The organism is Halomonas sp. 3D7M, assembly GCF_014897885.1.
In the GTDB taxonomy this organism is placed as follows: domain Bacteria; phylum Pseudomonadota; class Gammaproteobacteria; order Pseudomonadales; family Halomonadaceae; genus Vreelandella.
The window spans coordinates 97,795-124,567 of record NZ_JABUZF010000268.1; the positions used below are offsets into that span (position 1 = coordinate 97,795).

At 53.9% G+C, this 26,773-nt stretch carries 26 protein-coding genes and 1 pseudogene; 20 read left to right on the forward strand and 7 right to left on the reverse strand.

Features of this window, described 5'->3' with window-relative positions:
- From ispF to lpxL, 9 genes and pseudogenes are all read left to right on the forward strand, one after another.
- A partial coding sequence (gene ispF, locus INT22_RS18405) for a 2-C-methyl-D-erythritol 2,4-cyclodiphosphate synthase (protein ID WP_193068731.1) occupies window positions 1-450 on the forward strand: 450 nt, incomplete at its 5' end.
- Window positions 443-1,483: a tRNA pseudouridine(13) synthase TruD gene (gene truD, locus INT22_RS18410; RefSeq protein ID WP_193068732.1), complete on the forward strand. Its 1,041-nt coding sequence runs from the start codon at window positions 443-445 to the stop codon at window positions 1,481-1,483. The genes ispF and truD, both read left to right, overlap by 8 nt.
- Window positions 1,484-1,533: 50 nt before the next feature.
- Window positions 1,534-2,302: pseudogene (gene surE, locus INT22_RS18415) on the forward strand (5'/3'-nucleotidase SurE).
- Window positions 2,289-2,966, forward strand: a complete 678-nt coding sequence (locus INT22_RS18420) for a protein-L-isoaspartate(D-aspartate) O-methyltransferase (protein ID WP_038477657.1) — start codon at window positions 2,289-2,291, stop codon at window positions 2,964-2,966. The pseudogene surE and the gene INT22_RS18420 overlap by 14 nt, the downstream one beginning before the upstream one ends.
- Window positions 2,963-3,934 carry a DUF368 domain-containing protein gene (locus INT22_RS18425; RefSeq protein WP_089039632.1) on the forward strand — a complete coding sequence of 324 codons (972 nt, stop codon included), beginning with the start codon at window positions 2,963-2,965 and terminating at the stop codon, window positions 3,932-3,934. Before INT22_RS18420 ends, INT22_RS18425 begins: the two co-directional genes overlap by 4 nt.
- A gap of 7 nt (window positions 3,935-3,941) precedes the next feature.
- Window positions 3,942-5,033 (forward strand): peptidoglycan DD-metalloendopeptidase family protein, encoded by a 1,092-nt coding sequence (locus tag INT22_RS18430; protein WP_089039631.1) that lies wholly within the window; start codon window positions 3,942-3,944, stop codon window positions 5,031-5,033.
- A 154-nt stretch (window positions 5,034-5,187) separates the two neighbouring features.
- Window positions 5,188-6,159, forward strand: a complete 972-nt coding sequence (rpoS, locus tag INT22_RS18435; protein ID WP_038477648.1) for an RNA polymerase sigma factor RpoS — start codon at window positions 5,188-5,190, stop codon at window positions 6,157-6,159.
- A gap of 117 nt (window positions 6,160-6,276) precedes the next feature.
- The gene (gene alr, locus INT22_RS18440) at window positions 6,277-7,377 is read left to right on the forward strand and encodes an alanine racemase (protein ID WP_193068733.1); all 1,101 of its coding nucleotides are present in this window, start codon (window positions 6,277-6,279) and stop codon (window positions 7,375-7,377) included.
- Between the two features lie 12 nt (window positions 7,378-7,389).
- Window positions 7,390-8,304, forward strand: coding sequence for an LpxL/LpxP family Kdo(2)-lipid IV(A) lauroyl/palmitoleoyl acyltransferase (gene lpxL, locus INT22_RS18445; RefSeq protein WP_089039629.1), 915 nt, complete (start codon window positions 7,390-7,392; stop codon window positions 8,302-8,304).
- 72 nt (window positions 8,305-8,376) lie between these two features.
- Here the strand turns inward: lpxL and speD are convergent, their stop codons facing one another.
- The 4 genes from speD to INT22_RS18465 form a co-directional block, all read right to left on the reverse strand.
- Window positions 8,377-9,171, reverse strand: coding sequence for an adenosylmethionine decarboxylase (speD, locus tag INT22_RS18450; protein ID WP_030073826.1), 795 nt, complete (start codon window positions 9,169-9,171; stop codon window positions 8,377-8,379).
- 219 nt (window positions 9,172-9,390) lie between these two features.
- Window positions 9,391-9,810 (reverse strand): OsmC family protein, encoded by a 420-nt coding sequence (locus INT22_RS18455; protein WP_038477634.1) that lies wholly within the window; start codon window positions 9,808-9,810, stop codon window positions 9,391-9,393.
- Window positions 9,811-9,880: 70 nt separating this feature from the next.
- Window positions 9,881-10,558: an N-acetylmuramate alpha-1-phosphate uridylyltransferase MurU gene (gene murU / locus INT22_RS18460; RefSeq protein WP_193061754.1), complete on the reverse strand. Its 678-nt coding sequence runs from the start codon at window positions 10,556-10,558 to the stop codon at window positions 9,881-9,883.
- Window positions 10,555-11,565, reverse strand: coding sequence for an aminoglycoside phosphotransferase family protein (locus INT22_RS18465; protein ID WP_193068734.1), 1,011 nt, complete (start codon window positions 11,563-11,565; stop codon window positions 10,555-10,557). The genes murU and INT22_RS18465 overlap by 4 nt, the downstream gene beginning before the upstream one ends.
- Window positions 11,566-11,635: 70 nt before the next feature.
- Between INT22_RS18465 and INT22_RS18470 the strand changes: the two genes are divergently transcribed.
- From INT22_RS18470 to INT22_RS18500, 7 genes are read left to right on the forward strand one after another with little or no spacing between them, the layout of a single operon-like run.
- A complete protein-coding gene (locus INT22_RS18470) occupies window positions 11,636-14,083 on the forward strand; it encodes an LPS-assembly protein LptD (RefSeq protein ID WP_089039626.1) in 2,448 nt (815 codons plus the stop codon).
- A gap of 39 nt (window positions 14,084-14,122) precedes the next feature.
- Window positions 14,123-15,160 carry a peptidylprolyl isomerase gene (locus INT22_RS18475; RefSeq protein WP_193068735.1) on the forward strand — a complete coding sequence of 346 codons (1,038 nt, stop codon included), beginning with the start codon at window positions 14,123-14,125 and terminating at the stop codon, window positions 15,158-15,160.
- A gap of 12 nt (window positions 15,161-15,172) precedes the next feature.
- Window positions 15,173-16,222 carry a 4-hydroxythreonine-4-phosphate dehydrogenase PdxA gene (gene pdxA, locus INT22_RS18480; RefSeq protein ID WP_193068736.1) on the forward strand — a complete coding sequence of 350 codons (1,050 nt, stop codon included), beginning with the start codon at window positions 15,173-15,175 and terminating at the stop codon, window positions 16,220-16,222.
- Window positions 16,223-16,248: 26 nt separating this feature from the next.
- A complete protein-coding gene (gene rsmA, locus INT22_RS18485) occupies window positions 16,249-17,079 on the forward strand; it encodes a 16S rRNA (adenine(1518)-N(6)/adenine(1519)-N(6))-dimethyltransferase RsmA (RefSeq protein ID WP_193068737.1) in 831 nt (276 codons plus the stop codon).
- Window positions 17,076-17,453 carry a Co2+/Mg2+ efflux protein ApaG gene (apaG, locus tag INT22_RS18490; RefSeq protein WP_089039622.1) on the forward strand — a complete coding sequence of 126 codons (378 nt, stop codon included), beginning with the start codon at window positions 17,076-17,078 and terminating at the stop codon, window positions 17,451-17,453. The genes rsmA and apaG overlap by 4 nt, the downstream gene beginning before the upstream one ends.
- A gap of 22 nt (window positions 17,454-17,475) precedes the next feature.
- Window positions 17,476-18,291 (forward strand): symmetrical bis(5'-nucleosyl)-tetraphosphatase, encoded by an 816-nt coding sequence (locus tag INT22_RS18495; protein ID WP_193068738.1) that lies wholly within the window; start codon window positions 17,476-17,478, stop codon window positions 18,289-18,291.
- A gap of 46 nt (window positions 18,292-18,337) precedes the next feature.
- On the forward strand, window positions 18,338-19,483 hold the full coding sequence (locus tag INT22_RS18500) for a polynucleotide adenylyltransferase (RefSeq protein WP_193068746.1): 1,146 nt from the start codon (window positions 18,338-18,340) through the stop codon (window positions 19,481-19,483).
- Window positions 19,484-19,503: 20 nt separating this feature from the next.
- Here the strand turns inward: INT22_RS18500 and folK are convergent, their stop codons facing one another.
- Together folK and folB are read right to left on the reverse strand one after the other, a co-directional pair.
- The gene (gene folK, locus INT22_RS18505) at window positions 19,504-20,049 is read right to left on the reverse strand and encodes a 2-amino-4-hydroxy-6-hydroxymethyldihydropteridine diphosphokinase (RefSeq protein WP_089039619.1); all 546 of its coding nucleotides are present in this window, start codon (window positions 20,047-20,049) and stop codon (window positions 19,504-19,506) included.
- Window positions 20,046-20,402 (reverse strand): dihydroneopterin aldolase, encoded by a 357-nt coding sequence (folB, locus tag INT22_RS18510; protein WP_193068739.1) that lies wholly within the window; start codon window positions 20,400-20,402, stop codon window positions 20,046-20,048. Before folB ends, folK begins: the two co-directional genes overlap by 4 nt.
- A 105-nt stretch (window positions 20,403-20,507) precedes the next feature.
- Between folB and plsY the strand changes: the two genes are divergently transcribed.
- Entirely contained in the window at window positions 20,508-21,077 is a 570-nt protein-coding gene (gene plsY, locus INT22_RS18515) for a glycerol-3-phosphate 1-O-acyltransferase PlsY (RefSeq protein WP_089040937.1), read from the forward strand.
- Between the two features lie 31 nt (window positions 21,078-21,108).
- Here the strand turns inward: plsY and tsaD are convergent, their stop codons facing one another.
- On the reverse strand, window positions 21,109-22,149 hold the full coding sequence (tsaD, locus tag INT22_RS18520; protein WP_193068740.1) for a tRNA (adenosine(37)-N6)-threonylcarbamoyltransferase complex transferase subunit TsaD: 1,041 nt from the start codon (window positions 22,147-22,149) through the stop codon (window positions 21,109-21,111).
- Between the two features lie 220 nt (window positions 22,150-22,369).
- On the opposite strand from tsaD, the gene rpsU reads away from it, so the two are divergent.
- The 3 genes from rpsU to rpoD all read left to right on the forward strand — a co-directional run.
- Window positions 22,370-22,585, forward strand: a complete 216-nt coding sequence (rpsU, locus tag INT22_RS18525) for a 30S ribosomal protein S21 (protein WP_007113641.1) — start codon at window positions 22,370-22,372, stop codon at window positions 22,583-22,585.
- A 178-nt stretch (window positions 22,586-22,763) separates the two neighbouring features.
- Complete coding sequence (gene dnaG, locus INT22_RS18530) at window positions 22,764-24,680, forward strand: DNA primase (protein ID WP_193068741.1); 1,917 nt, start codon at window positions 22,764-22,766, stop codon at window positions 24,678-24,680.
- Between the two features lie 270 nt (window positions 24,681-24,950).
- A partial coding sequence (rpoD, locus tag INT22_RS18535; RefSeq protein WP_193068742.1) for an RNA polymerase sigma factor RpoD occupies window positions 24,951-26,773 on the forward strand: 1,823 nt, incomplete at its 3' end.

The window sequence follows — 26,773 nt, forward strand, 5'->3', positions numbered from 1 at the left end:
GTTGGCGACCATTTGATGATTGGTGGCGTTAAGCTGCCTTTCGAACATGGTTTTGTTGCCCACTCGGATGGCGATGTGTTGCTGCATGCTATCAGTGACGCACTGCTGGGTGCCTGTGCGCTCGGCGATATCGGGCGGCATTTCCCCGATACTGACCCAGCATGGGCTGGCGCAGATAGTCGCCATTTATTGCGCCACGTGGTTCAACTGGTTCACACAGAGGGCTTCTGTGTGGTTAACCTGGATGCCACGTTAATGGCGCAGGCGCCTAAAATGGCGCCGCATATTGATACGATGCGCGCTGTCATCGCTGAAGATTTAGGTATTAGCCTTGGGCAGGTCAATGTTAAAGCCACGACGACTGAACGGCTTGGGTTTACCGGACGAGGCGAGGGTATCGCCGCTGAGGCAGTGGTGTTGATTGAACACCAAGAGGCGTTAAATGCTTAATTTACCCGCTTGGCAGCGCTGCTTAGATGCCGAGTTCGGTGCCCCTAGTCCAGGTTGCTATCGCGTTCAGCCAGAAGATTTTGTCGTCGACGAGCAGCTGGACTTTACGCCTGAAAATCATGGTGAGCACCTGTGGTTACGTCTTGAAAAGCGCCATCAAACCACGTTAGATGTGGTAAAAAGCGTCAGCCGCCTGTGTGGTGTCACACTTCGAGATGTGGGCTACTCCGGGATGAAGGATCGTGTCGCAGTGACGCGGCAGTGGCTAAGCGTGCATTTGCCCGGACGCGAGGCGCCAAGTGATTTGAGCGAATCATTAGCGGCAGTGGGTATTACGGTGTTGGCCCAGGCAAGGCATCCCCGAAAACTCAAACGCGGTGTCCATCGCACGAACCACTTTACGTTGCGGCTGAGTGGCGAAGCGGTTCAACGTCCGAATTTTTTTGACCGCTGGGAGGCGCTTTGTCGCCACGGTGTGCCTAACTATTTCGGACCCCAGCGTTTTGGTCCTGAAGGGCGGAATTTACAGCGTGCAGAAGCTCTTCTAGCGAAAGGTTGGCGCAAGCGAGATGATCGCCAAGGAATGATGCTTTCCACCGCGCGTAGTTTCTTGTTTAACGAGTTGCTGAGCGAGCGTTTGACGGATGGAACGTGGTGCCAGCCGCTAGCGGGCGATATGCTGATGCTGGATGGCACACACAGCGTGTTTACCGTTGATGCCGTTGACGACGACTTGATCGGTCGTGCCGCTGCGCTTGATATTCATCCAACCGGTGCCCTGTGGGGTGTCGGGGAACTCGCTGAGTATCAAGTGGCTGACTACGAAAAACGGTTGTTAGCGTGCCATCCAATGCTGTGCGAGGGATTGGTGAAAAGCGCTGTGAAACGCTCCCATCGGGCGCTGCGAGCAAGGTTAATTTCGCCTAGTATCGAGATATTACCTAATGCCGTGGTACTCTCATTTGCCTTACCACGGGGAAGTTTTGCCACGGCGGTGGTGAGTGAGTTAATTGCTCATCCGGATTTTGCTTAATGCGCCTAACCTGCGCTTATCTTTGCTAGGCATCCATAAAGGAGACGTTAATGCGGCGACTGCTGCTTTCCAATGACGATGGCGTCCATGCACCGGGCTTGCGGGCACTTCATGATGCGCTAGTCGCCCATGCGAATTTACGTGTGGTTGCTCCCGATCGAGACCGCAGCGGCGCCAGTAACTCGCTGACGCTTTCTCGTCCGCTCTCTTTAACCGCGTTAGATAATGGCTTTTATAGCGTAGACGGTACGCCTGCCGACTGTGTTTATCTGGGCGTGAACGGCGTCTGGGATGAGCGTCCTGACTTGGTGATTTCGGGGATTAATCACGGCAGCAATCTTGGCGATGACGTACTCTATTCAGGCACTGTGGCGGCTGCCATGGAAGGGCGCAATTTGGGCATGACTGCCATTGCTATGTCGCTGTGTGGTGAGCGCTATTTCGCGACGGCAGCGAAAGTGGCGGCCAGCTTAATCGGTGCTGCCGATCAGCTATCACGGTGCTGCCGATCAGCTATCACTGCCACCCCGCACCCTCTTGAATGTCAACGTGCCAGATGTTCCGTGGGAAGAAATTAAAGGCGTCAGAGTGACCCGCTTAGGCTATCGCGGACCAGCAGAGAAACCTGTTCCCGTAAAAGATCCGCGTGGTCGTACGCGCTTCTGGATAGCACCGGTGGCGGCTAACGCCGATGATGGTGAAGATACTGACTTCTCTGCTATCGAAGCGGGTTATGTTTCCATTACGCCACTACAAACTGACTTAACGCGCCATCCCGCGCGCAGCGACGTGCAGGACTGGTTGGATGCTTTTGCCTGAGCTTTCGCCCAACGAGCTGCGCGGACGAGGCATGACCTCTCAGCGGACTCGAGATCGCATGGTAGAGCGGCTTGAGCAGCAGGGTATTCAGGATGCGCGGGTGCTCGATATTATGGCAGTTGAGCCAAGGCATTTGTTCGTTGATGAAGCGCTGGCGCATCGTGCGTATGAAGACACCGCGCTGCCTATCGGTTTTGGTCAGACACTATCGCAACCCTTGACGGTTGCGCGCATGACCGAGCTGGTGCTGCGGGCTAATCCAAAGCGTGTGCTTGAAGTAGGGACCGGTTCGGGGTATCAAACGCTGATACTGTCCCGGCTGGTGCCAATGCTTTACTCGGTCGAACGCATTTATGCATTACATCAACGCGCTGCAGAGCGGCTTTGGCGGCTTGATGCCCCAGCGACGCTGGCAGTAGCTGATGGTGGTGAGGGGTGGCAAGAAGCTGCGCCTTTTGATGTGATTTTGTTAACCGCTTGTGCTCAAACGCTGCCAGAAGCTCTATTGGAGCAGCTTAGCCATGATGGTGTGCTCATTGCTCCATTGGAAGAGCCTGACGGTAGCCAATGGCTCACCCAAATAAAACGCATTGGTAGTGCCTTTGAAAAGCGTCGGCTCGAACCCGTACGCTTTGTACCTCTATTGCAAGGAGTGGTGGATTGAAGCGTCGATTTGTAGAGCTGTTTTTAAAAGGCGCAGGGATGGGGGCAGCCGATGCGGTGCCCGGTGTTTCAGGTGGAACGATCGCATTTATTACCGGTATTTATGAGGAACTCATTAATACCATCAAACAGTTTGGTCCCGGCGCCTTCATCGCTTGGCGTCGTGGTGGTTGGCTAGCGCTGGCTCAGCATTTGAATTTGGCCTTTTTAGTGCCGCTGCTACTTGGCGTTGCGGTTAGCCTTTTCAGTGTGGCTCATATAGCGCTTTGGCTAATGGAAGCGCAGCCGCTGCTGATAGAGGGATTTTTCTTCGGCTTGGTGGCCGCGTCGGGGTTTGTTGTCGCCAAGGCGGGAAAAGGCTGGAAATTTTGGTACTTATTGCCGATGGTCGGAGGGCTGCTGTTGGCCAAGTCGCTGCCAGGTATGATGCCGCTGGTGTTACTTATTGGTAATGAAGCTCTGGTAGTCATGGTAGCAGGCTGTATTGCTATTAGCGCCATGCTGTTGCCAGGGGTGTCTGGTAGCTTCTTGCTGCTTACGATGGGACTTTATGGCACCATTTTAGGGGCTATTCGAAGCTTTGATATCGGTATTATCATACTTTTTGGCATGGGATGTGTTGTTGGTTTGGCGTTATTCTCGCGACTACTGTCGTGGCTTCTGCGTCGCCATCATGATTCTACGCTACAGCTTTTGCTCGGGTTTATTGTTGGCTCGTTACCCGTGTTATGGCCGTGGAAAGAGCTGGTACGTTATCAGCTTGGCCCTGATGGGCAAATGATCCCGTTGGCTCATCGTTATCTGTTGCCTAGTGACTATGCGGTATTGTCTGGTGCATCTGCACAAACGGTAGGCGTTGTGGCACTAATGGTGGTTGGCGCACTATTGGTGGTGTTATTAAACCGTCGCGCAGTGCACTATGCCGGGCATAGATCAATAGGAAACGCGCGCGACGTTGAAAAGGAGTAGGGTTTCCATGCGTAAGGTTTTCATCATGTCAGTATTGGCGTTAGCTGTCAGCGGCTGCGCCAATCAGCAGCAAAACACCCCACAAGTGCGTGATTTAAGTGAAGCGCGCCGCGCGGTAGCAGACTCACCTCAATATACTGTTAAAGCAGGCGATACCCTTTATGGCATCGCATGGCAGCACAATCTTGATTATCGTCAGTTGGCGCAAATCAACAATATTGATGCGCCTTATCAAATTTACCCAGGCCAAACCATTGCGTTGCGTGCAGGAGCGGCGGCATCAAGTAACCCGTCAGCAGGCTCCTCTGCCCCAGAGCGCCCTGCTTCGGGCGCTGTTGCAACAGGTCTGAATCCTCAAACGACTTCCGTGGCAAGTAACGATCAGCAGCTAGATTGGTTACTGCCTGATGAGAGTGCGATTGAGCGTAATCAGCGTTTAACGGCTGAGCGGGCGGAACGTGCTGAGCAAGCTGCTGAGCAGGCGTCGGTGGCCGCCGCGCAGCAAGTGGCTGATAGCGCAAGTGCCGCTAACACCGAGGCGACGTCTACTGTTGAGGCGTCTCAGCCAGAGCCCGCGAGTGAGCCAGAACCAACGCCTGAGCCAGAGCCCAAACCTGAACCAACCCCAGAGCCTGAGCCAGCAGCGGCTACGCCGCCTGCTGAGGCTGAGCAGCCGAGCCAAACCGCTCGCGTTGACCGCTCCTCTCGCACCTTTACACCTGTTGATAATGTTAACTGGCAATGGCCAGCAACAGGCCAGGTAACCGGAGAGTTTGGCCAGGGGGGCTCTATCACCGCTGGGATTGATATCGACGGTCAAAAGGGGCAACCTGTCAAGGCGGCAGGCCCTGGTATCGTTGTCTATGCAGGTAGCGGCGTTCGGGGTTACGGTAACTTAATACTACTCAAACACAACGATCAGTATCTGAGTGCTTACGCGCATAATGATAGCTTAAGCGTTAAAGAAAATGATGTCGTTGAAGCGGGAGAAGTGATTGCCACGATGGGGGATAGCGATGCAGATAGTGTCAAACTGCACTTTGAAGTACGCCGTGATGGGCAGCCTCAAAATCCCTTGGACTATCTGCCGTCCCGTTAATCATTGCCAAGCGAACCTTTCAGTTGGTGTGCTTGGGGTACCCGAATAGCTAGAGTTAGGGCGTCATATAACAAAAATGGTGTAAGTGCACAGGGAGTGCGGCCACCTTTACCTTTCTAAATGGCGGTTAGGCGAAATAACGGGGGATACTACCATGAGTATGCTGGAGAAGGATCTACAGGAGGTTGACCTGGACGCTGTTGAAGAGGCGCTGGATAGTGTTGATGATGTCTCCGCGGAGGAGGACGCCTTTGAAAAAGCGTTGAGCCGTGATGAGCGTCAATCGACTCAAAGCTTGGACGCGACACAAATCTATCTCAATGAAATTGGTTTTTCGCCGTTATTAACGCCGGAAGAAGAGGTCTACTACGGCCGTTTAGCGCGTAAAGGTGACCCGCTTGGACGGTCAAGGATGATCGAGTCTAACCTTCGCCTGGTTGTTAAAATCGCCAGGCGCTACCTTAATCGGGGGCTTACGCTGCTTGACTTGATTGAGGAGGGTAACCTTGGGCTAATTCGGGCGGTGGAAAAGTTTGATCCTGAGCGAGGGTTCCGCTTTTCTACCTATGCCACGTGGTGGATTCGACAAACCATTGAGCGTGCGCTAATGAATCAAACGCGCACCATTCGTTTGCCGATCCATGTGGTTAAAGAGCTAAATATTTACCTGCGTGCAGCGCGTGAACTGACCCAAAAGCTTGATCATGAAGCAACAGCAGAAGAGATCGCCGATCATCTCGACAAGCCAGTAGAAACGGTTAAGAAGATGCTTGGGCTTAATGAGCGCGTCTCCTCGGTAGATTACCCAATGGGTGGCGAAAGCGATAAGCCGTTAATCGACACCTTAACCGACGACGATGTGCTAGGGCCGGAAGCATGCTTAGTGGATGGCGATGTGCGTGAGCACGTAGACCACTGGTTGGATGAGCTCAGTGATAAGCAGCGTGAGGTGGTGGTACGCCGCTTTGGTTTGCGAGGTCATGAGTCCGCTACGTTGGAAGAAGTTGGTGCAGAAATTGGCTTAACTCGCGAACGTGTTAGGCAAATTCAAGTAGAAGCACTAAAGAAACTGCGCCGCTCATTGGAAAAGCAGGGCCTTTCCCTTAACGCTATTTTCGAGAGCTAATCGCAGTAAGCTATTGTGTCATACCGACCATAACGCACCGAGTTCATCGCTCGGTGCGTTGTTTTTGACGCCCATTGGTTGAACCGTTAACTATTGACTGTGTAAGTGAGAAACGTGATGCGCCCCTTGGTGGCCCATATTGATTTAGACGCCCTGCGTCATAACTATCAGCTAGCGTGCCGCTGCGCCCCTCAAAGTCGCTCGGTAGCCGTTATTAAAGCGGATGCGTATGGTCACGGTGCGCTTGAGTGCGCGCGTGCGCTAGAAGCTGAGGTGCCCGCATTTGCTGTCGCTTGCATAGAAGAAGCGATTAGCCTGCGTGAAGGGGGAATTAAAAAACCTATTGTATTGCTGGAAGGTATTTTTACCGCTGACGAGCTGGCGCTCGTTGATCAGCACAATTTTTGGATCAGCGTTCACAGTGAGTGGCAGGTGGCGGCCTTATTGGCTTTTTCACCCCGTCAACCTATTCCGGTATGGATGAAAGTGGATTCCGGTATGCATCGTTTAGGCTTTTCTCTAGACGAGGCACCTGATGTTTGGCAGCGGTTAGCTAGCGCACCACAGGTAACCGCGCTGCATTTGATGAGCCACTTTGCGACAGCAGATGCACGTGAGGGCAGCTACTTTAATCAGCAAATGGCCGCTTTAACGGCATTAGCGGAAGCGCTTGATGCGCCCCTATGCCTAGCAAACTCCCCCGCAACACTGGCATGGCCAATCGCACATGGCGACTGGAATCGCCCTGGTGTCATGCTGTATGGCAGTGACCCGCTGGAAGAAGCCAACGAGACCACCCGGCAACTGCGCCCGGTGATGAGTTTACGCTCCGAAATTATTGCCCTCCGTGAACTAGAGGAGGGTGAGCCTGTTGGCTATGGTGGCCGCTGGCGCGCATCTCGGCGTTCTAAAATTGCCGTCGTTGCGGCAGGCTATGGCGATGGTTATGATCGCCACGCCATAGACGGCACCCCGGTGTTAGTGAATGGTCAGCGCTGTGCGATTGCCGGCAAGGTCTCCATGGATATGCTAACCGTAGATGTCACCGACGTGCCGGGGGCTGCTATCGGTAGTGAGGTAGTGCTGTGGGGAGCTGCTAGCAACGGTGCTGTGTTGTCAATTGATGAGGTAGCACGCTATTGCGATACCATCAGCTATACCCTGTTAACGGGAGTGCTACCAAGAGCGTCGCGTCGCTACCATGGAGCCTTTGTTTAAACGGTTACCAGTATGTCTAAAAGCTCATATCCGCAGTCGTTTGCACACCCTCGTTATTGGCCAACCTGGCTTGCGATAGGCGCGATGCATCTTGTTGCCTGGTTTCCCTGGCGGCTTAAGTTATGGGTGGGGAAAGTAATTGGTTTGTTAGCATGGCGCTTTATAAAGCGCCGGCGGCATATCACTGAGACAAATATTGCTCTCTGTTTCCCGGAAAAAAGTGCTGATGAGCAGCGCCGCTTGGTAAAAGAGGTTTTTATCGCCAACGGTATTGGCTTAGTGGAAACAGCCACGGGTTGGTGCCGTGATGCGGAAGGGTTACGGCACCGGGTGGCCTATCATGGCCAAGAGCATCTCGCACGGGCTAAAGCGCAAGGCAAGGGCGTGCTGGTGGTTGGGATTCATTTCTCCACACTGGATTTAGGGGGAGCGCTGCATTCGCTATTTTTACCTGCCGATGTGGTTTATCGACCCCACAACAACCCCTTATTCGAACGCTTTATGACCCGTGCCCGCTCGCGAATTTTTGGTCAGGCGATTGATCGACATGACTTGCGTGGTGTTGTTCGGCGAATAAAGTCGGGCCATGTTGTGTGGTATTCACCAGACCAAGACTTTGGCCGCGATGTCAGCGTGTTCGCGCCACTGTTCGGCCAGCAAGCCGCTACCATTAGGCTGACCGCAAAAATCGCCAGAATGACGGGGGCGCCGGTGGTGCCGTTGATGTTCCACCGCAATCCTGATAACCAGACATATACCATCAGCTGCCTGCCCGCGCTTGATAACTTCCCAAGCGATGATGAAGTGGCCGACGCTACTCGGGTAAATGAGTTTATCGAACAAGCTATTCGTAAGTACCCTGAGCAGTACTTATGGCTTCATCGGCGCTTTAAAACGCGTCCGGAAGGTGAGCCAAGTGTTTACTAGCGATATCCGTTAACAAAAAAAGCCGTTCTGCTTAGTAGCAAAACGGCTTTTCGTTAACTTTGAAAGCAGATGTTAGTCCAGATTTCGAGAGTAGAAAATCTCTAACATCTCTTTGCGCAGACGGCTTTCAATGTCCCGTGCTTCTTCGAAGGTAATGTCGCGGCGCGATGTGCCGAACAGATAGTTATCAAGTTCGAAGTCTTTCAGCAGCATTTTGGTGTGGAACATGTTTTCTTGATAAACATTCACATCGATCATTTGATAGGCGTGCTTGGTATCTTCTGCCAAGTAATCCTGGATCGAGGTAATGTCGTGATCAATAAACAGCTTTTTACCATCGACATCGCGGGTAAAGCCACGAACCCGATAATCCATGGTGACAATGTCAGAGTCGAAGCTGTGAATTAGGTAGTTCAGTGCTTTCAATGGGCTGATGTGGCCACAGGTAGACACATCAATATCCAATCGAAAGGTGCTGATACCGTTGTCAGGATGCGACTCAGGATAGCTGTGTACTGTCACGTGGCTTTTATCAAGATGCGCCACGACTGTTTCAGGTAGCGGTCCAGGGCCTGGTTCAGTTTGCTCTGGGTTTGCTTCATCCAGCTCGTGTTCAGCAATCAGAATCGTAACGCTGGCCCCATGGGGCTCATAGTCTTGACGAGCAATATTGAGCACATGAGCGCCAATAATATTGGTGACGTCTTTTAGAATCTGCGTCAAACGTTCGGCGTTGTAAAGCTCATCGATATAATCAATGTAAGCCGCACGCTGCTCTTCGGTTTTGGCGTAACAGATGTCGTAAATGTTAAAGCTCAACGAGCTAGTCAGGTTATTAAACCCGTGGAGTCGGAGATTATCTGACACGTCCGAACCTCCCTATGGCAGATGAAGACACCCCGACGAGCCAGCGCCGGAACCGATAGTAACTTGTCACCGTGATGCTGTAGTCGCTTTCTGCAAAGCGGCTGTTTGCTACGCAGTAGGGGTAAAAACAAGCGAGCGTATTATGCCCGCCAAGCGCATGGTATGCATCCAGCCGCGCTATTTTTTTTAATAAACAGGGAAGATGGCGCTCCGAGTCGTTCAAGCGTCGACAATCTCAAAAGAGTGGGTAATCTCAACGCCGCCTTGTGTCAGCATAATAGATGCGCTGCAGTACTTCTCTGCAGAGAGCTCAACCGCTCGCTGTACCTGCTTCTCTTTTAAGTTGCGGCCAGTCACCACAAAGTGTACGTGGATTTTGGTAAACACGGAGGGCACTTCATCAGCGCGCTCTGCGTCAAGCTCCGCGATGCAGTCGGTGACATCAGCGCGGGCTTTATCCAGAATATTCAAAATGTCAAAGGCGGTGCAGCTACCCATGCCCATCAGCAGCATTTCCATTGGGCGAGGGCCGGTGTTGCGGCCGCCGTGGTCAGGAGGGCCGTCGATAACGACGCTATGCCCACTACCGGACTCTGCTACAAATTGGCGACCATCTGTCCATTTTACCCGTGCTTTCACGTCGCTCTCCTCATCTAGGCACCTATAGGTAGTTGCGAAGCATAACATTTCTAGCGATAGACGCACTTTTTCATCGCTTGCTGATCTGTTGCGCCAATAGGTGGTGTTCAAGAACCTCAAGGCGCTCTGGAGTGCCCACATCGACCCAGTGGCCTGAAAAGTGTTCACCGCTAACGCGCTTGTCTGCCATTGCCTGCTTAAGCAGTGGTGCTAGGGCAAACGCTCCAGGCGCCTGATCGGCAAGAAGGTCCGGGTGTAGCAGGCTAATGCCGGCAAAGGTGAGACGCTGATGGCCTTCCACGCCAACGCGCCCGTTGATAAGGGAAAAATCACCGCTAGGGTGGTGGGAAGGGTTATCTACTAGCACAAGATGGGCGACGTCACTTCCCTGTAGCAGTGATTCTGAGGGAATGTAATCGCACCAGACATCCCCATTGACCAGCAGAAACGGGGCATCGCCAAGCAGGGGGAGTGCCTTTTGAATGCCTCCGCCGGTTTCTAAGGGCGTCTCTTCATGGCTCCAAAGAATCCGTAATTGGTAGTCGTTTCCATCACCAAGCGCTGCCATGATCTGCTCTGCGCGATAGCTCACGTTGATAACCACCTCATCAATGCCTGCACGCTTGAGCCGTTCGAGATGGTGCACAATAAGTGGCTTATCGCCTACTGGTAGCAGTGGTTTTGGGCAGTGGTCGGTAAGCGGCCGCATCCGTTTGCCAAGTCCCGCGGCTAAAATCATCGCTTTCATAAAGTGCTTTCCGCTAAACGTAGGGCAATGGCGGGGCGCAGTGTGTCACTTACCCATTCAGCAAACTCGCTGTGCTGGGGCAGCGCGGTTAGGCTATCTTCTAAGTGCGCTAAAAAATGCGGCAGGCGTGATAAATAGCCTTGTTTGGCATCACGAAGCGTTAAGCGGCAAAAAATTCCCAGCACTTTTAGGCAGCGTTGAGCGGCCATGGCTTGGCATTGGATAAGAAATTCATCATTACTGACATGGCGAGAGAGACGCCCATCTTGACGCGCTTGGTGATAGAACGAGTCGACAAACTGCATAAACTGCGCCGGAGAAAAGCGGCAGTAGCGACCGCGCAGTAAGGAAATAACGTCGTAACTGATTGGCCCTGCCACCGCGTCTTGAAAGTCAATCATGTAAAGCTGCTGGTCGTGCACCATGATATTCATCGCATCGTAATCGCGGTGTACGCTGACGACGGGTTGATCGAGGGCTTGCTCAACGAGGTGGCCACGCAGCGCATCCCAACTGGCTGGCGTTGATAACGACAGCCAATTGTTTAAACACCACTCAGGAAAAAGGTCGAGCTCTCGGTTCAGCAGCGTCGCATCATAAGGCGGCAGCGCGGCAGGGTTGGCGCGGTTTTGTAACTTGGCCAGTAACGACAGTGCATCGAAATGACTTTGCTGAATGCGCGCGTCATCAGTGAATAGGGCCTGTAATGGGGTATCCCCAAGGTCATCCAGCAACAAAAAGCCTGCGTCGAGATCGGCGGCGTAAATATGCGGAACGGGCAGTTTTGCCGCGTACCAGCGCTTTCCTATAGCGACGAACGGTGTTGAGTCTTCCTGGTCAGGGGGGGCATCCATTACTATGCGAGTACCGCCGCAGGGCAGTGTCAGCCGGAAATATCGCCGGAAACTGGCGTCACCGCCCGCTGGAGAGAGGCGGATAGCGGCGCTATTTAGGCCATTTTGTTCAGCCGCCCACTGGGTGAGGGCGTCAATCCTAGAAGAGGACATGCAAGCTCCTTGCTGGTCGGGCATCATGCGGGCTGTATAATACCGATTCTGGATGCCAAGGATAACGAACATGGGCAAGCGAATCTCGCGTACCGTACCGGTTGCGCACACGCTGTTGGGCAGTTTGCTCGCTGGCGCCTCATTTTCAGCGGTGGCACAAGGCCAGACGCTGCCTGCCGAGGCGCTTGATTGGCAGGCCTGGAGCCAAGATGAAGCACCGCATCAGCTGTGTCGAGGGCGATATGTGATGCCTGACTACCGCTTGCCAGCGGTGGATAACCCTGAAATGTTGTCGGTGGAGACTCAGGAAGCCGATTACGCCGCAGATGGTGAAGCGTTGTTGCGCGGTGATGTTGTACTGCGTCGTGGAAACACAGAGTTGCAGGCGGCGCAGATGTATTTACCCGCCGACCGCCAACGCGTAGATGCAGAAGGCAATCTCGCCATACGAAATGGTCAGGCGTTGGTGCGCGGCGAGCAAGCCACGTTAATGCTCAACGATGACCGAGCCTCGTTACGCAACAGCCACTATGTGCTTTACGAACAGCATTTACGCGGTCAGGCCAGTCAATTAGAGCAAACCGGTGAAGAGCAATATCGTCTGCACAATGCTTCATTTACGACGTGTGATCCAGGTGCCAATAGCTGGCAACTCGTTAGTAGCGATATAAAGTTGGATCAAGCAAAAGGGTTTGGTACCGCACGACACGCACGTTTAGAAGTAAAAGACGTACCGATTTTTTACTGGCCTTGGCTACGTTTCCCCATTGATGACCGCCGTCATACAGGATTGCTGTCACCTTCTATTAGCTTTTCCAATGAGGGGTTTGACTATGCGCAGCCCTTTTACTGGAACATAGCGCCAAATCAAGATGCCACCATTACACCGCGCTGGATGTCTGACCGTGGGCTGCTGCTCAATGGTGAGTACCGCTACCTGCTTGAAGAGAGCCGAGGGACGGTAGAAGGCGGATATATCAATAGTGATGACGGCAGCGAAAATGGTGATAACCGCTTCGAAGGCAATGATCGCTGGTATATTGATGCACAGCATGCAGGAACGCTGGCGCCACGCAGTGATTACCAATTGCGCTATGGTGCCGCTAGCGATGGGCGCTATTTCGATGATTTTGGTGGTGAGTTTGGCAATAGTGAGCGCGTTAGTATGGAGCGGCTCGCTCAGGTAGATTACCGCGGTGAGCGTTGGCAGTTAGATGCCCGTGCCCAAGGCTTCCAGCGGTTGGAAGATCCGCTGAGTGATTCCGATAAGCCATTTTATCGTCTGCCAAGTTTGACAGCGAACTCTGACTGGCAGTTAGGTGGCGGTCTCTATACACAATGGCACTCTAACGCGACCTATTTCTGGCGTGATGTAGACGAGCGACAGGTGCCTGAGCGCGAAGCCGCCATCGGCACGCGCCTGCATCTCACGCCGGCTATCGGTTGGCGTTTTGAGCAACCCTGGGGCTATATCGAGCCGCGTACCGAGTTATGGCATACCGCTTATGAGTTGGATTATGGCGATCGCGTCACTGATCGAGGTACGTCTCCCAGCCGTAGTGCGGCGGTCACATCGATAGATAGTGGCCTGGTGTTTGAGCGTGAATTAGAACTGAGCGGACGAGACTATCGCCAAACCCTTGAGCCACGTTTGAACTACGCATACGTTCCACGTACTAATCAAACACAACTGCCTGATTTTGACAGCCGCGAGCGAGCGTTCTCGTGGGATCAGCTATGGTCTCCTCATCGTTTCTCTGGCGCAGATCGTTTAGGTGATCTCAATCGCGTGTCGCTTGGCGTACAATCTCGCTTTATTGAAGACGCCACCGGACGGGATCGATTAACTTTTGGGGTTGGGCAAAGTGTTTATTTATCCGAGCGTCGCATCGATAGTGAGGGCGACCCAGACACATTGCCTGCTCGTCCAGAGGATGATCCCAGTGTGAATCCGCTTAGTCGCTATCAAGCTACTCGCGATCGCTCTCCGCTGGTGACGCGCCTCGATTGGCAGATTAATGATCGGTGGAGTACGGGGTATGAATGGTTATACGACGACCAGCGTGAACAGACCGAACGCTCTAGCGTTGATGCGCGTTATCGCCATCCCGCTGGCCACGTAGTGAACCTTGGTTACCGTTGGGAGATCGAAGGTTTCGATCCAGGCGTCGTACCCGGTGATGACGGATTTAGAGATTACAGCCGGGAAGAGTGGGATCTGTCACTTGCTTGGAAAGCCAGCCCGAGGATTGATTTGATTGGTCGCTATCTGCACGATCAAACCAATGACCGCGCGCTTGAGCGGCTGGCAGGCGTTCAATGGAACGACTGCTGCTACGGCTTACAGCTAGTATGGCGTGAGTGGGTAGACGATAACGACACCGCCCCTGTGGGTGATGACTTTAATGATCGCGGGCTATTTTTACGCTTTGTATTCCGTGGCCTGGGTGGCGTTGGTCAACAGGCTGACGGCTACTTTGAACAGGCCATTCCTGGCTACCGCCCAACGCCGCTGTAACGATTTTGTTAAATGGCGACTGACTGAAAGAGATTCTTTATGACTACCAGAAAGACCCTGCTGACCGATGGCTTGAAAAAGCGGGCAAAACTGCTTTCTGCGGGCGGCATGATGGCGCTCTGCCTTGGAACGAGTGCTGCGCTTGTGCCGCTGTCGGTTTACGCCCAAAATTTCGAATCAACCCAGCGGCAAATGCTGGATAGCGTTGTGGCTGTCGTTAATGACGGCGTCATCATGCGCAGTGAGCTTGATGACCGCATTGCCCAGGTAGAGCAGCAGGCGCAAACCCAGGACGGTAACTTACCGCCCCGTAGCCAACTGGCTCAGCAGGTACTAGAGCGCATGGTGATGGATGAAATCCAGCTGCAAATGGCCCGCCAAGCCAACCTTAGCGTGGATGACACGGAGCTAAATCGTCAGTTGCGCTCCATTGCTGAGTCTAACGGCATGACGCTAGAACAGTTTGCCGATGCCGTGGAGGCAGACGGCATGACCCTGGGTGGCGTACGTGAAGAAATACGCCGCGAAATGCTGATGCGCCAAGTGCAGCAGCGCCAAATTAGTCAACGTGTCACCGTGACTGAGCGTGACGTTGAACGCTTCTTGAGCCAGCAGCCATCTCAGCAGGGGCAAGCGTTCATTGAAGAGATACGTGCCCGCCACGTGTTGGTAGAATTAACGCCAACACGCAATGAAGACCAGGCTCGTGCCCGCGCTGAGCAGGCTCGCCAGCGTTTACAGCAGGGGGCAGACTTTGCGTCCGTCGCTCGTGAGTTTAGCGACGACCGTGGTAGTGCCATGAACGGCGGCGAGCTTGGTTGGGTGCGTCCAGGGCAAACGGTGCCAGCTTTTGAAGAAGCGATGGGGTCGCTAAGTACTAACCAGCTCTCTGAGCCAGTGCGCTCTCAGTTTGGCTACCACGTCATTGAAGTGCTAGAGCGTCGCCGTCAGGATGTGACGGATGAAAGTCGCCGTGAGCAGGTTCGTCAGGCCATTTTCCAGCGTCGTGCTAACGAAGAGCTACAGTCGTGGCAGCGTGAAATGCGTGAACAGGCTTTTGTCGATATTCGCCTTTAATGAGCCAATCTAATGAGCAATAGCGCGCCACTGCTGATAACCACCGGAGAGCCAGCGGGCATCGGGCCAGAAATCACACTGATGCTGGCCGCCAATGGTCAATTGAATAACACGGTGGCTATTGGCGATACGCAGCTGCTGAAACAGCGTGCGTCGCTGCTGGGGCTTCCTCTTGATGTGATAGAAGCAGCCCCTGGAAGCAGTGTGACTTCCTCGCCAGGGCGTTTGGTTGTGTGGCCCGCGACCCTTCGCGAATCAGCGCTCCCCGGCGTGCTCAATCCTGCTAATGCAGGCTATGTGCTAGAGACGTTGCAAATCGCTGTCGACGCCTGTCTACAGGGGCATGCAGCGGCCATGGTCACTGCGCCGCTGCATAAAGGGGTGATTATCGAAGGCGGCTTTGCTAACTTCACTGGCCACACCGAATGGCTGCGCGATGCCTGTGGGGTTGATGAGGTCGTGATGTTGTTGGCTACCGACCAAGCACTGCATGCTCAGTCGAGCCGTTGGCAGGGTAGCAGTGACCTACGCGTCGCACTTGTCACCACACACCTACCGCTGCGTGACGTGGCGGATGCGGTTACCTACGACAAAATTACCCGTATTAGCCGTTTGCTTGCGACTGATCTGAAAAACCAGTTTGGGATTGCCGCTCCGCGCATTGCGGTGTGTGGATTAAACCCCCATGCCGGAGAAGATGGCCATTTAGGGCGCGAAGAACTCGATGTTATTATCCCCGCGCTGAAAGCGCTGCGCGCTGAAGGCCTTGATGTTCAAGGCCCGCTGCCAGCTGATACGCTTTTCACGCCGCGCCATTTAGCGGGCGTTGATGCGGTGCTGGCGATGTATCATGACCAGGGGTTGGCAGTGTTAAAATACGCAGGCTTTGGTCAGGCGGCGAATATTACACTTGGCTTGCCGCTGGTGCGTACTTCGGTAGACCACGGTACCGCGCTCAGTTTAGCCGGTCGCGGTACTGCCGACCCCAATAGCTTAGGCGTAGCTCTCGCGCTAGCAAAGCGACTTTCCGCACAGCGCGCCAATGGCTTAAATGCTTTATGAATCAACCCTCCAAGGAACACTGTTAGATGTCTCAAGTGCCTCAGCAGCACCGCGCTCGTAAACGCTTTGGTCAAAACTTTCTGCGTGACCTCGGCATCATTTCGCGTATTGTCCGTGCCATTGGGCCTCGCGAAAGCGACCGACTCGTCGAAATTGGCCCTGGGCAAGGCGCGCTCACTGCTCCGTTGCTAGAGGCGGCAGGAAAGCTTGAAGTCATTGAATTAGACCGTGACCTGATTCCGGGCTTAAGGGTGCAGTTTTTTAACTACCCTGACTTTGTTATCCATGAGGGTGACGCACTAAAGTTTGATTTCGCCGCGCTAAGAGGGGATGGCCCTGCGCTGCGAGTCGTCGGTAACCTGCCTTACAACATCTCGACGCCATTGATAGTGCATCTCTTAACCATGGGCAATGCGATTGCCGATATGCACTTTATGCTGCAAAAAGAAGTTGTTGAGCGTTTGGCCGCTGAACCAGGTAGCACTGATTGGGGGCGCCTGTCGGTGATGGCGCAATATTACTGCCACGTTGATCAGCTGTTTGTCGTGCCGCCGGAAGCCTTTGTTCCCAGGCCGAAAGTTGACTCCGCCATTGTGAGGCTAACGCCTCACGAAAGCTTGCCCCAAACAGCAGATGACCCAGCACTGCTGTTTGAATTGGTCAAGCTGGCGTTTGGTCAGCGACGCAAAACACTGCGCAATAACCTGAAAGGCAGGGTAAGCGTAGAAACATTAGAAGCACTAGGCATTGACCCAGCACGGCGTCCTCAAACTTTGACGGTTGCAGAGTACGTCACTATTGCCAACCAAGTGGCTACTGACGAAGCGCTTGGTGGTAATGGGAGTACCGACGCGTGAGTGCCCTAGCCATTGAGGTTAGCGTCGCGCCTGAGTACCGTGCAGCCGAGTCAGATGACCGTGAGTCGCGCTTCGTGTTTAGTTACACCGTGACGGTGCATAACCAAAGCCCTCATAGCGTGCAGCTCATGGCGCGCTACTGGAAAATTACCCAAGGTAACGGTGATAGCCAAGAGGTGCGTGGCAAAGGGGTGGTGGGCCAGCAGCCATTAATTGGCCCGGGGCAGCGTTTTCGCTACACCAGTCGAGCCATTCTGCAAACGCCGGTAGGCGTTATGGAAGGCGCTTACACGCTGCTTAACACCTACACCCAGCGAGCTTTTGAAGTGCCCATTGCCCCTTTTAGGCTAGCGGTGCCGCGTCAGCTTCACTGACCATTCTCAAAAAGGGGGAGCGATGAGCACCTATGCCATTGGTGATCTGCACGGCTGTCATGCCGAGTTTGTCAGTTTGCTAGAAAAGCTAAGCTTCAATGCAGCAAACGATACACTCTGGCTGGTTGGCGACTTGGTCAATCGTGGCCCTGGCTCGCTGGCTTGCTTGCAGGAAGTGCAGGCGTTAGGTAGTGCCGCTCGATGCGTGCTGGGTAACCACGATTTTCATTTGTTGGTGGTGGCTCGTGGCGGCGGCAAACTGAAAAAAAACGATACCCTCAGCGATATTCTTGCGGCCCCACAGCGCGAACAGGTGCTGGATTGGCTGCAAAGCCAGCCATTAGCAGTTTATGAAAACAATACGCTGATGACCCATGCCGGTGTATTACCAACGTGGTGCGCCGAGCAAGCGGTATCGTTTAGTCAAGAAGTGCAGACGACCTTGCTTAGTGAGCGTTCGGGTGATTTTTTAACGCAGCTATTTGGTAATCAACCTGACCGGTTCCATGAGGATCTAGAAGGGATTGACCGTTTGCGCTGTCTCGTCAATATATTTACCCGCATGCGCTTTATCGACGCTAATGGTCGGCTAGACTTCGCTGCCAAAGAAGGCTTGGAAAGTGCGCCTGACGGATTCGCCCCTTGGTTTCAATACCCAAGAGCAGATGCGCTTCAACTGTTATTCGGGCACTGGGCGGCATTAGAGGGCCATACCCCGAACGCCAAGATAAAGGTTGAAGCGCTGGATACTGGTTGCGTGTGGGGTGGGTCGTTAACCGCTCTCAATCTGGAATCGGGTGAGCGCATCAGCGTACCTAGCCGTCAGCCTAGACATTAAAATACGAGACATTAAAACACCAGATATTGAAAAAAGGGCGGTAGCCGTGTTTCAGGTGGATGCGAAAACCAAAGGACTCAATGTTTATCGTGTTGGTGGGGCAGTGCGCGATGCGCTGTTAGGCTGGCCGGTAGTGGACAATGATTGGGTCGTCGTCGGTGCCACGCCAGAAGTCATGCAGCAGCGGGGCTTTAAACCAGTGGGGCGCGATTTTCCGGTATTCCTGCATCCTGATACCGCCGAAGAGTATGCGCTAGCGCGCACTGAGAGAAAGTCTGGCCACGGTTATGGCGGCTTTGAAGTACACGCAAGTCCTGATGTGACCTTAGAAGAAGACCTTTCAAGACGTGATTTAACCATCAACGCGATTGCGCAGCGCTTTGATGGCGCGTTGACCGACCCCTTTAACGGTCAGCGGGATATTGAGCAGCGCCTATTACGCCATGTGTCCCCGGCATTTAGTGAAGATCCCTTACGAGTACTTCGCACGGCACGCTTTCTTGCCCGTTATGCACATTTAGGGTTTGCCATCGCGCCTGAAACCCTCGAACTAATGCGAGATGTAAGTCGCAGTGGTGAGCTTAGCTACCTTGCTGCGGAGCGAGTGTGGGTCGAAACCGAAAAAGCGCTGGGTGAACCAAATCCTGACCGTTACTTCACTGCCTTAAACGATAGCGAAGCGCTGGCTGCTTGGTGGCCTGAGCTAACAGATGACGTTGTGCTGGCAAACGCGCTTGAGGCGATGGCGCTTGAGACGGTTGCACAGCTGGCTATCGACAGTTCACTTCCACTGGCTCACTGGCGCTACGCGTTGCTGGTGTCGGTATTGAATGATGCTCAGCGTGATGCGCTGGCGATAAGATTGCGATTACCTAATGCGGTGACGCAGCTGGCGCGCCATGTAGCGCTGAGTAGGGACATCTTAGCCGAGCCATTAAGTGACGAACGCGTTCTGCACTGGCTGGAGCGTTTGGATGGTTGGCGTAAGCCCGCGCAGGTTAAGGCACAGTTACAACTTATTAAGCGTTTAGCAGAGAATACGCTCGAACCGCTGGATCGGGCGTGGCAGGCTGCACAAAGCGTTGACCCTCAAGCGCTATTGCAAGCGGGTTATCGCGGTGCAGCTTTAGGTAAGGCGCTACGTGAACACCGCCAACAGGCAGTAGCAAGTGCGCTGATGGATGCGCACTAAGGGCTGGTTATAGGCTTTGCTCAGCGAGCGGACACCGCCTTTGGCACAGAGTCTGCCTGGGAAACCCAGCGCCCACGCCAATGAAAGTCGATGGCCCATAAGCGTTGACTCCCCAGTTCAAAGCGCTGCCATAGCGCAGCGTAAGACAAACCATAGATAGGGTGATACTGATCGGGTAGCAGTTCGGCTAGCGGCTGTAGAACGAAGGCATTGTGCGTGATTTCCCCTCGGGGCAGGGCAACACCGTCAACAGTGCCGCAAATACCGCCTACTGCGAGCAGGTCAATATCCAGTGCTCGAGGACTGCACTTGAGCATATCGGGAGTGCGGCCATGGGCAATTTCGAGTTGCTTAGACCACGCCTGAAGCTCGCCCACCGACCAATCGCTATCAAAGGCAACCACAAGGTTGTAAAAGTTGCGATTATCGCTAAATCCTACCGGCTCGCTTTCAAATATGCGCGATATTTGAAGGGGGCCAAACGTGTCTTCGAGCGCATCTAGGCACAGGCGGATATGAGTGTCCGGATCGATATTGCTGCCTAAACTGAGAGTAACCAAGCTCATGGAAGCGTGCCGCGGGTGATTTCAAGACCAACGCTAACGGCTTGTGGAACGGCCCCCGGTTTGCGTACGGTAAGGCGCAGCCAGATAATGGAAAACTCCTGCTGTAAGCACTCAGCTAGGCGCTCGGCAAATGTCTCGACGAGAGCAAATTGGTGCTCGTCAGCAAAGCGCTGAATTCGCTGGCAAATGGCTGCATAATCAAGCGTCAGGCTCAAATCATCTGCAGCAGCGGCGGAACGAATATCCGTTGCGAGCGATAAGTCCAAGCTCAAAGACTGAACAATAGTGCGCTCCCAGTCGTACACACCGATGACGGTATCTACTGCCAGCGCTTCGATCAAAATGCGATCCACAGCTATTCCTCTAGCGTCAACAAGCGGGGGATTGTACTTGAGGATAGCGCGAAACGACAGCTAGGTACGATCTAACGCTGGGTAGGAGTCAAGATGGTGGGCGGAGTGATATGGATGGTGGTGGGTTACTTAAGCGGAAGCTGGTTAGCGGCGCTGAGCGTATGCCGGCTAGCAGGTGTTCCTGATCCGCGATATCGGGGGTCATGTAACCCTGGGTTTTCGAACGTACTGCGCCTGTACGGGCCGCGTTTAGCCGTCGCCACGCTTTTACTCGATGCCTTAAAAGGGGCGCCTGCAGTGCTGGCAGCCAAATTGCTAGGGTTGCCTGTTTGGTTGCAAGGGGCGGTTGGATTTGCTGTTCTGCTAGGTCACAGCTATCCACTATGGCATAGGTTTCGCGGTGGTAAATCGGTTGCCAGTGCGTTTGGCGTGCTGCTGATATTGGTACCCAGCGTGGCGCTGCTTAGTGCGGTGTGCTGGATGCTGCTTGCCTGGCGGCTACGCATGGCAGCGGCAGCATCGCTCGTTAGTGCATTCGTCGCGCCACTGGCTTGTGCGTGGCTAGCACCTGACTATGTTGTGGTCGTGAGTGGGTTCAGCCTGCTGGTGCTTGCCCGTCACGGGTTAAATATTCGCCGCCTGCGCCGCGGAGAAGAGCCGCATCTACGCGGCTAGTCAGGGGCTATAGATGTAGGAGCTATAGGTGTTAAGTAGGCGTTAAGGTGTCCAACGGCCAGCGCGGCGTAGCCTTCATAATGCCGTTGTCATCCTGCTCACCCGCCGCCAGTCGTTGGGCGCCGACATAAGCAATCATCGCGCCATTGTCGGTGCAAAAGCGCCCGCGAGGGTAATAAGATCGCGCGTTGCGTTTCTGTGTTTCAATCGCGAGGCGTTCGCGCAGGCGTTGATTAGCGCTAACGCCACCTGCCACCACTAAGCGCTTCAATCCGGTTTGATCCAGTGCCCGGCGACATTTGATAACCAGGGTGTCCACTACGGCTTCTTCAAATGCCCTCGCCACATCAGCCTTGGCCTGGGTGTCTAACTCGCCAGCAGCATCTAATTGGCGAATAGCGGTCAGCGTGTGGGTTTTTAATCCCGAAAAACTGAAGTCTAGGCCAGGGCGGTCGGTCATTGGCCGTGGGAAGCGGAAGCGTTTTGGGTTGCCCTGTTCGGCAAGCTTAGCAACGTGAGGGCCGCCGGGGTAGGGGAGCCCGAGCATTTTGGCCGCTTTGTCGAAGGCCTCACCTGCAGCATCATCAACGGATTCCCCAAGTAACTGGTAGTGTCCTAGAGACTGTACTTCGACAAGTTGAGTGTGTCCGCCAGAGACCAGCAAGGCTACGAAAGGGAAGTCAGGAGCGTCATCTTCCAGCATAGGGGCTAACAGGTGGCCTTCCATGTGGTGTACGCCAAGTACGGGGATGTTCAACGCACGTGCCATACCATGCGCTGTGCTGGCACCCACCATGAGCGCGCCGACTAACCCCGGGCCAGCAGTGTAGGCAATGCCGTCTAGCTCGTTACGCGTCAGCTTGGCGTCGTGCAATACTTGCTCGATCAGTGGCAACAGTTTGCGCGTATGGTCGCGAGAAGCGAGTTCAGGCACCACGCCGCCATACTCGGCATGCATGGCAATTTGACTATACAGCGCGTCGGCGAGCAGGCCGCGGCCTCCAGTGTGCGAAGTATCATAAATCGCGACGCCCGTTTCATCGCAAGACGTTTCAATGCCCAGTACGCGCATAGCTGAAGAACTCGTTGTAAGTTAAAAAGTTGCAGGTTAGAAACCAGTGCTGCTAATCAGTCGCCTAGTTTAGCATTCTCATGCTTAAGGCGCGTAAGCATTTGCAAAGATCGCCAACCACGACTAGACTACTGTGCGCTGTAAAACTGGGTCGTACACTGTATTCTAAAAGTGTACGTACTATCCGAACTCAAGACTCCTTAAGGTAGGTGAGTGCTTAATGCCTTCTGTAAAAGTACGTGATAACGAGCCGTTTGACGTCGCCCTGCGTCGCTTCAAGCGTTCTTGCGAAAAAGCCGGTGTTCTTTCTGAAGTACGCCGCCGCGAGCACTATGAGAAGCCGACTGCTGAGCGTAAACGCAAAGCGGCAGCTGCCGTAAAACGCCACGCCAAGAAAATTCAGCGTGAGCAAAAGCGTTTCGAACGGCTCTATTGATCCGTACCCGAGGGGGCCGGAGCAGTTAGCTGGCCATCTCAAGAGGGATGTCAAGCGGCCGCCACTAGGTGGCCGTTTGTTTTTTGTTTTGTTTCATCGCTGTTTATGGTGATCTGGCAATTTGCTTGATGACTCTAGGCAAGCGAACTAGCGCTTTGCGCGAGGATGCCCGCAGTTCATGGCAGGCCAAATTCCACAACGTTTTATCGATGACCTGTTAGGCCGCGTTGATGTGGTCGAGGTGGTTGGTGAGCGTGTGCAGCTTAAAAAGGCCGGGCGTAACTATTCTGGGCTATGTCCTTTCCATCAAGAGAAAACCCCATCGTTTACGGTTAGCGCTGATAAACAGTTTTATCACTGCTTTGGGTGTGGTGCCCACGGTAATGCGCTACGCTTTCTAATGGAATACGACAAACTACCCTTTCCCGATGCGGTTGAGCAGTTGGCTAGTCGTTTGGGGCTGGATGTTCCTCGTGAGGGTGCCGATGATCCGCGCGCCCAGCAACGCGAAAAAAAGCGCAAAGAGGGCGTTAATCTTCTTGAACTTGCTGCCAGTTTTTATCGAGAACGGCTAAAAATGCAGGAAGGGCAGGGAGCACAGCGTTATCTGCAAGGACGCGGGTTATCGCCAGATGTTGTCAGTACTTATGGTATTGGCTATGCGCCTGGTGGGTGGGAAGCCCTGAAGCAGCACTTGAGTGCGCGAGGTATTGGTGAGCCTGTACAAGTAGAGTATGGCTTGCTAATTCACCGTGAAGACACGGGGCGGACGTATGACCGCTTTCGCGATCGAGTGATGTTTCCCATTCGGGATTTAAGGGGGCGTACCATCGCGTTTGGCGGTCGGGTAATGGGTGATGAACAGCCTAAGTATCTGAATTCGCCAGAAACGCCTGTCTTTCACAAAGGACGTGAGCTGTACGGACTGTATGAGGCTCGCCAAGCGTCAAGCAAGCTTGAGCAGCTCGTCATCGTTGAAGGTTACATGGATGTCGTGGCGCTGGCGCAGTACGGTATCAACAACGCTGTCGCAACCTTAGGGACGGCTACAACAGAAGACCACCTAAGCCGACTATTTCGTTTAGTCAGCCGTGTGGTGTTTTGCTTTGACGGTGACCGTGCAGGACGTCAAGCGGCCAGTCGTGCGTTGGAAACCGCCTTGCCGCAGATGATTGACGGTCGTGAAGCGCGCTTCCTGTTTCTGCCGGAAGGTGATGACCCGGATACGCTAGTGCGCCGTGAAGGTAGCGACGCATTTCAAGATCGCGTTACCTGTGCGATGCCGCTATCTGAGTTTCTTTTTGAGCAGGCAGCGCAGGGGCGTGACTTGAATACCGTGGAAGGGCGAGAGCGGTTTGCAAGTCAGGTGCTTGAGGCATTGAACAAAGTGCCTGAAGGCATGCTCAAATCGTTACTGTTGGAGGCGTTAGCTAAGCGCAGTGGGTTGGCACAATCGCAACTGAAAACGCTACTTGAGAAACGCGCGGCCGCCAGTGCGCAAAAAGAGGCGCAAAAAGAGGCGCAGAAAGCGCCTTCGCAGGAAGCCGTGCACTGGGAGCCGCTTGAGTCGCCCGACATGATGCCGTTTGAGCATCATGAGGAGCAGCTGGTCAGCGCAAAGCCTGCTGGTAAAAAGGCACAAAAGGGGCGCGCTCAGTCGCCTCGCCCGCAAGTGCTTTCAACCGTGGCGCGTATTGTGCAGCTACTGTTGCATGAGCCTGGTTTAGTGACGTCGCTGCCGGATTCCCTGGATTGGTTGCCGGAGAGTGAAGAAGCACCGCTATGCCGTGACTTGATTGAGTTGCTACGTGCCGGGCGTTATCGCAGCCCGCAAGTGGTGTTGGCGCACTTTCAGGGGAGCCATGAAGGTCAGGTCTTGGCTGAGTTGGCGTCACGGGAGTTGCTGATTCCCAAGGGAACCCGCGAGACTGAGCTGACAGGGTTGGTTGAACATCTAATAGAGGTTCAGCGCAAGCGATCGCCTCAGGAAGAGTATCAGGCGTTGCTGGATTTAGAGCGTTCTGGGCAAAAGCTGGATAAAGCGCAGCGGCAACGTTTGGCAAGCTTAATGATGGAGCTTGTTCAACGACATTAAGTCGGCTTTGCGGCGTTTGTCTTTGAATGAGTAGAGTTTGGAATGAGTAGAGTTTGAGGCGCTAGGGTTGAATTTCCCTAACGTTGGCACCAAATAAAGGGTCAGTCGCCAGGCGCTGGCCTAACCGAACAACCTAACACACCTGAATGACCGCGCAAATACGTTTCGCTGGAAAAATTCCTGCTATTTACGCTATACTGTTCGGCTTGTTGAGTTTAATCGATTCAGCGCCCCAGGTGTTTCATTCTTCTTCGTCGAGATAGGGTTTCTATGGCTGGAAATGCGCAGCAGCAGTCACGTCTGAAGGAGTTGATCGCGCGCGGCAAGGAACAGGGCTACCTGACCTATGCCGAGGTCAACGACCATCTACCCGAGGATATCGCCGACCCGGATCAAGTGGAAGACATCATTGGCATGATTAACGACATGGGTATTAGTGTCGTTGAAGAAGCGCCAGATGAAGACACTTTGATGATGTCGGATCACTCCACGGACGAGTCCGCTGCGGAAGAGGCCGTCGCGGCACTCGCCGCCGTGGAAAGCGACGTCGGTCGCACTACCGACCCTGTGCGCATGTACATGCGCGAGATGGGTACGGTTGAACTTCTAACCCGCGAAGGTGAGATCGAAATCGCCAAGCGGATAGAAGAGGGCACGCGGGAAGTGATGTCAGCGCTGGCGTATTTGCCTGGCGCTGTTGCTTCTATCCTGGATGCTTACGATGCCACGCAGGATGAAGAAGCGCCTGGTCGCTTGTCTGATCTGTTCTCTGGCTTTATCGACCCCGACGAGGGGATTCCAGGCGTTGCAGAAGCCGAAGTGCCCGAGCCTGAGCCGGAAGCCGAGTTGAGCGATGATGATGATCTCGACAGCGACGGTGACGACGAAGACGACGACAGCACGGCCAGCGAAGGTGGCCCTGATCCGGAAGAAGCGAAAGCTCGTTTCGAACAAATCCGTGAACAGAATGCCGCTGTTGAAGCTGCGTTGGCGAAATATGGGCGTGGTAGCGCTGAGCTTAAAAGTGAGCAATCGCGTTTAGCCGAGCTGTTTTCGCCGATTAAGCTGGTGCCGAAGCATTTTGAGCGTTTGGTTGGCCAAGTACGTATTAGCGTTGAGCAGGTGCGTGCCCAAGAAAAAGCGGTCATGCAGCTGTGCGTGAAGAAAGCTAAAGTGCCGCGCAAAACCTTCATTAAGTCGTTCCCTGGGTACGAGTCTAATCCAAAATGGTTGGACACCTTCCAGGAAGCGCAGCCCAAGTATGCTGACCGTCTTGAGCCACTGCGCGCCGATATTGCTCGTTCGCAGCGCAAAATTGCCTTTGAAGAAGACATGGTGCAGCTCACCGTGGCCGACCTCAAAGAAGTTAACCGCAAGCTCTCTATCGGCGAGGCGAAAGCACGCCGTGCTAAGAAAGAGATGGTTGAGGCTAACCTGCGTTTGGTAATTTCGATTGCTAAGAAATACACCAACCGTGGCCTGCAGTTCTTGGATCTGATTCAAGAAGGCAACATTGGTTTGATGAAAGCGGTTGATAAGTTCGAATATCGCCGCGGTTACAAATTCTCGACCTATGCCACATGGTGGATTCGTCAGGCGATTACGCGTTCTATCGCTGACCAGGCACGCACCATCCGTATTCCGGTGCACATGATCGAGACGATCAATAAGCTCAATCGTGTTTCTCGTCAGATGCTGCAGGAAATGGGCCGCGAGCCAACGCCGGAAGAGCTGGGCGAACGTCTGGAAATGCCGGAAGACAAAGTACGCAAGGTGCTAAAAATTGCCAAAGAGCCGATCTCTATGGAGACGCCGATTGGTGATGACGACGATTCGCACTTAGGTGACTTTATCGAAGACGGCACTATGCTGTTGCCGATTGATATGGCCACCGGCGAAGGCTTGATCGAAGCAACGCGTAACGTCCTTGGCGGCTTAACTGCTCGTGAAGCGAAAGTACTACGCATGCGTTTCGGTATCGATATGAATACCGACCACACGCTAGAAGAAGTGGGTAAGCAGTTTGACGTTACTCGCGAGCGGATTCGTCAGATCGAAGCAAAGGCGCTGCGCAAGCTACGCCACCCCAGCCG

Coding starts and splice junctions, on each gene's coding strand:
- folK (WP_089039619.1), bottom strand. CDS start 20,049: ATGAGCTTGGTTACTCTCAGTTTAGGCAGCAATATCGATCCGGACACT.
- pdxA (WP_193068736.1), top strand. CDS start 15,173: ATGAGCAATAGCGCGCCACTGCTGATAACCACCGGAGAGCCAGCGGGC.
- alr (WP_193068733.1), top strand. CDS start 6,277: ATGCGCCCCTTGGTGGCCCATATTGATTTAGACGCCCTGCGTCATAAC.
- INT22_RS18430 (WP_089039631.1), top strand. CDS start 3,942: ATGCGTAAGGTTTTCATCATGTCAGTATTGGCGTTAGCTGTCAGCGGC.
- murU (WP_193061754.1), bottom strand. CDS start 10,558: ATGAAAGCGATGATTTTAGCCGCGGGACTTGGCAAACGGATGCGGCCG.
- truD (WP_193068732.1), top strand. CDS start 443: ATGCTTAATTTACCCGCTTGGCAGCGCTGCTTAGATGCCGAGTTCGGT.
- rpoS (WP_038477648.1), top strand. CDS start 5,188: ATGAGTATGCTGGAGAAGGATCTACAGGAGGTTGACCTGGACGCTGTT.
- INT22_RS18420 (WP_038477657.1), top strand. CDS start 2,289: ATGCTTTTGCCTGAGCTTTCGCCCAACGAGCTGCGCGGACGAGGCATG.
- dnaG (WP_193068741.1), top strand. CDS start 22,764: ATGGCAGGCCAAATTCCACAACGTTTTATCGATGACCTGTTAGGCCGC.
- tsaD (WP_193068740.1), bottom strand. CDS start 22,149: ATGCGCGTACTGGGCATTGAAACGTCTTGCGATGAAACGGGCGTCGCG.
- lpxL (WP_089039629.1), top strand. CDS start 7,390: ATGTCTAAAAGCTCATATCCGCAGTCGTTTGCACACCCTCGTTATTGG.
- INT22_RS18495 (WP_193068738.1), top strand. CDS start 17,476: ATGAGCACCTATGCCATTGGTGATCTGCACGGCTGTCATGCCGAGTTT.
- INT22_RS18465 (WP_193068734.1), bottom strand. CDS start 11,565: ATGTCCTCTTCTAGGATTGACGCCCTCACCCAGTGGGCGGCTGAACAA.
- rpsU (WP_007113641.1), top strand. CDS start 22,370: ATGCCTTCTGTAAAAGTACGTGATAACGAGCCGTTTGACGTCGCCCTG.
- rsmA (WP_193068737.1), top strand. CDS start 16,249: ATGTCTCAAGTGCCTCAGCAGCACCGCGCTCGTAAACGCTTTGGTCAA.
- INT22_RS18470 (WP_089039626.1), top strand. CDS start 11,636: ATGGGCAAGCGAATCTCGCGTACCGTACCGGTTGCGCACACGCTGTTG.
- INT22_RS18475 (WP_193068735.1), top strand. CDS start 14,123: ATGACTACCAGAAAGACCCTGCTGACCGATGGCTTGAAAAAGCGGGCA.